Below are 3473 nucleotides of genomic sequence, written 5' to 3'. Positions count from 1 at the left end.
CTTGGTGAAGGCGATGAGGTCGGCCTCGCTGACGGTCTTGCCGGGGCGGAGGCTGACGAACGCCTTCACGGATTCGCCGCGGTACTCGTCGGGGACACCGACCACCGCCGCCTCCCGCACCGCGTCGTGTTCGTAGAGGACGTCCTCGACCTCACGGGGCCAGACCTTGTAGCCGCCGGCGTTGATCTGGTCCTTCTTCCGGTCGACGATGTAGAACCAGCCCTGGTCGTCCATGTAGCCGACGTCGCCGGTGTGCAGTGAGCCGCCGGGCAGTGCCTTGGCGGTCTCCTCGGGCTTGTTCCAGTAGCCCACCACGACCTGCGGGCCGGTGGTGACGAGCTCGCCGATCTCGCCGACGGGCAGGTCGTCACCGTTGTCGTCGACGATCTGCACGACGGTGTCGTAGACCGGGACGCCCACCGACAGCGCGCCGGAGGCCTCGTCGACCGGTCCCTCGGTGCCGAACGGGGTGCCGTGCGACGGCGAGGTGGTCTCGGTGAGGCCGTAGACGTTGTGGATGTAGTGCCCGAACGTCGCCTTGAACGCCTTGACCGTGGACGGGGGGATGGGCGCCCCACCGGAGAGGATCTTGGTGAAGGTGGTGAGTGCTTCCTTCTCCGCGGCGGGGGAGTTCATCAGGGCGATGAACACGGTGATGGAGCCGACGGTGAAGGTGGCCTTCTCGTCGCGGATGGTCTCGATGGTGACGGCCGGGTCGAGCCGGTACATCAGCACCAGCGGGGCGCCGATGAGCAGGGAGATCGCGATGTGCGCGATGAGCCCGGTGATGTGGAACAGCGGGGCGACCCCGAGCACGACGTCGTCGCTGGTGAGGCCGACCCAGTCGCGGTAGGTCTGGGCGTTGAAGACCACGTTGCGGTGGGTGGTCATCGCGCCCTTGGGCGGGCCGGTGGTGCCCGAGGTGTAGGTCAGGAACGCCACATCGTCGGGCCCCAGCGTGACCTGCGGTGGTGTGGCCCCGGCGAAGCGCTGCAGCAGCTCGGCCATGTCGAGCGTGTCCTCGGAAGGGATGCGCTCGATCCCGGTGAAGACCCGCGGGTCGTTGCGGGTCTGGTACTCCAGCTCCGACGTGGTGATCATCGTGCGGACGTCGGTGCCGGGCACGACCTTCGCCGCGACATCCCGGTACAGGCTCTCCAGAGCCACGAGGACGGTGGCGCCGGAGTCGGTGAGCAGTTCGGTGAGTTCGCGTTCCTTGTTCATGGGGTTGATCGACACGGCGATGCCGCCGGCTTTCCAGGTGCCGATCTGGGCGATGAGGAACTGGGGCACGTTCTGCAGGTAGACCGCGACGCGTTCACCCGGTTGGAAGCCGAGCTCGGTGATGGCGGCGGCGAAGGCGTCGGTGAGGGTGTCGAGCTCGCGCAGGGTGATGCGGCCGTCGAAGTAGCGGATGATCGTGCCGTCGGGGTTGCGCTCGACGGCGGCGCGGAACATGTCCAGCGCGGAGTCGAACTCGACGGTGATGCTCGACGGCTGCCCGGGGGCGTAGCGGGCCAGCCACGGCTTGGAGCCGTAGATGGTGGACTCGGCGGCGGTGGTCATCGGATCGCGATCGGGTTGACCGGGGCGCCGGTGCCGTTGACGACCTTGAGCGGGGCGGCGACGTAGAGGAAGCTCCACCGGTTGTCCGCCGCGCAGGCGTCGGCGAGGTCGTCGAGCCAGGCGATCTCGGTGAGGGTCACCCCGAGGTTGCGCATCAGGGCGCAGTGCAGGGGGAGCGCGACCCCGGAGTCGGGGTCCGCGGTGACCTCGTTCGCGATGGTGTCGGTGACCAGGTTCGGCACCTCGCGGGTCTGGAACCACTCCACCAGCTCGCGGGAGTAGGTCAGGCCGGGCTCGACGAACCCGTCGTAGAAGCTCTTCGGGTCGTTGAGCTCGTACCAGTACTTCATCCAGCCGGTGCGGATCACCAGGATGTCGTGGGGAAGGATCTCCACGCCCTGGTTCTTCGCGGCGGCTTCGAGGTCGTTGTGATCGAACGTCTCGCCCTTGTCCAGCCACTGCTTCCCGCGGTGGCGCGCCATGTCGATGAGCACACCGCGGCCGACGATGCCCTTCTCGGCGATCGGCAGCACCGACGCCTTCTCCATCGCCCCGATCGTGGAGCGGGCGTCGTAGCCGTTCCACAGCTTGCCGTCGTACCAGACGTGCCCGAGGGCGTCGTACTGGGTGGAGCCCTGCAGGAAGATCCGCGCGGTGTCATCGGCGTAGTGCAGGCCACCCGGGAACGCCGGCGCGTCCTCGCCGTCCCAGGTCGACTCGTCCAGCTCGTTCTTCCGCTGGATGCCTTCCCGGCCGGGCCACAGCGGGTCGCCGGGGCTCTCGGCGCGGCCCATCTGGATCTGCAGGGTGAACACCTCACCCGACTTGATGTGCTGGACACCGCGCAGCACCTCCGCCGCGTCGAGGTAGTTCAGCGCACCCAACTCGTCATCCGGCCCCCACTTGCCCCAGTTCGTCGGTGCGTCGGCACCCAGGAGTTCGGCCATCGCGGGAACGTCGGACATCATTGTCTCCCTCGGGATGAACACGAGCGCGCACGGTCGAGCGCTCGCGCGGTGGTGTTCAGGAGATGATGCAGGCCACACGAATCGGCGTCAACACCGGCGTTTGACCCCAATTCGGACGGTGTGTTTAGATTTGCTGAACATCAACACCGACCGCGCGGGACGTGCTGCATGACGGGGACGCACGGTGGCCACCCGGCCGACGCGGCACTGGGCGCGCAGGTGCGGACGGCACGGACGGCGAAAGGTCTGAGCCTGCGCGGTCTCAGTCGCTCGCTCGACATCAGCCCGGCCACCCTGAGCCAGATCGAGAACGGCCGGACCGGCCTCACGGTGCACCGGCTGAGCCGGATCGCCGACGCTCTCGACCTCACGGTCGCCGAGATCATGGACACCGTCGTCACGCCCGACGCCGTGCCGCAGGAGAAGTCTCCGGATGTCGCGCCACCGCGGCCGGCCCCGGTGGTGCACTGGCGTCGGTATGGGCCGCTCGAGTTCGACCCGGTGCTGGCCGCCGCGCTGGAGGAGTTCCTCGCGATCGGCTACCACGGCGCCACCGTGCGCGGCATCGCCGCGCGCTGCGGCCTGTCCGTCTCGGGGATCTACCACTACTACACGAGCAAGCAGCAGATGCTCGTCATGCTGCTGGACTTCACGATGAACGACCTGCTCGCCCGGGCCCGGGCGGCCCAGAGCGAGGGACGTGATCCCGTCGAGAGGTTCAGCCTGCTCGTCGAGAACCTCGTGCTCTACCACACCCACCGCCGCGAGCTGGGGTTCGTCGGCGTCAGCGAGATGCGCAGCTTCGAGGCGAAGAACCGGCAGAAGATCGCCGAGCTCCGCACCGTGCAGCAGCGCATGGTCGACCACGAGGTCGAGGACGCCGTGCGCCGAGGCCGGTTCCGTGCCGACCACCCTCACGAGGCCGCCCGCGCGGTGGTC

General features: G+C 68.4%; 3 protein-coding genes. 1 reads left to right on the top strand and 2 read right to left on the bottom strand.

What is annotated here, in order from left to right; all coding sequences use genetic code 11:
* Both JWR81_RS04845 and JWR81_RS04840 read right to left on the bottom strand, forming a co-directional pair.
* On the bottom strand, positions 1-1566 hold a 1566-nt coding region (locus tag JWR81_RS04845; protein WP_297647029.1), incomplete at its 3' end, for an AMP-binding protein.
* On the bottom strand, positions 1563-2531 hold the full coding sequence (locus JWR81_RS04840; RefSeq protein ID WP_297647026.1) for a cyclase family protein: 969 nt from the start codon (positions 2529-2531) through the stop codon (positions 1563-1565). The genes JWR81_RS04845 and JWR81_RS04840, both read right to left, overlap by 4 nt.
* Before the next feature lie 171 nt (positions 2532-2702).
* On the opposite strand from JWR81_RS04840, the gene JWR81_RS04835 reads away from it, so the two are divergent.
* Positions 2703-3473: helix-turn-helix domain-containing protein (locus JWR81_RS04835; protein ID WP_297647023.1), on the top strand; the 771-nt coding region annotated here is incomplete at its 3' end.

It is taken from the genome of Pseudonocardia sp., from assembly GCF_025965585.1.
Lineage (GTDB): Bacteria > Actinomycetota > Actinomycetes > Mycobacteriales > Pseudonocardiaceae > Pseudonocardia.
This window is presented reverse-complemented; position numbering and strand designations above follow the sequence as displayed.

What these genes read in the sequence shown, in the direction of transcription:
- JWR81_RS04840 (WP_297647026.1), bottom strand. Translation starts at nt 2,531, where the DNA reads ATGTCCGACGTTCCCGCGATGGCCGAACTCCTGGGTGCCGACGCACCG.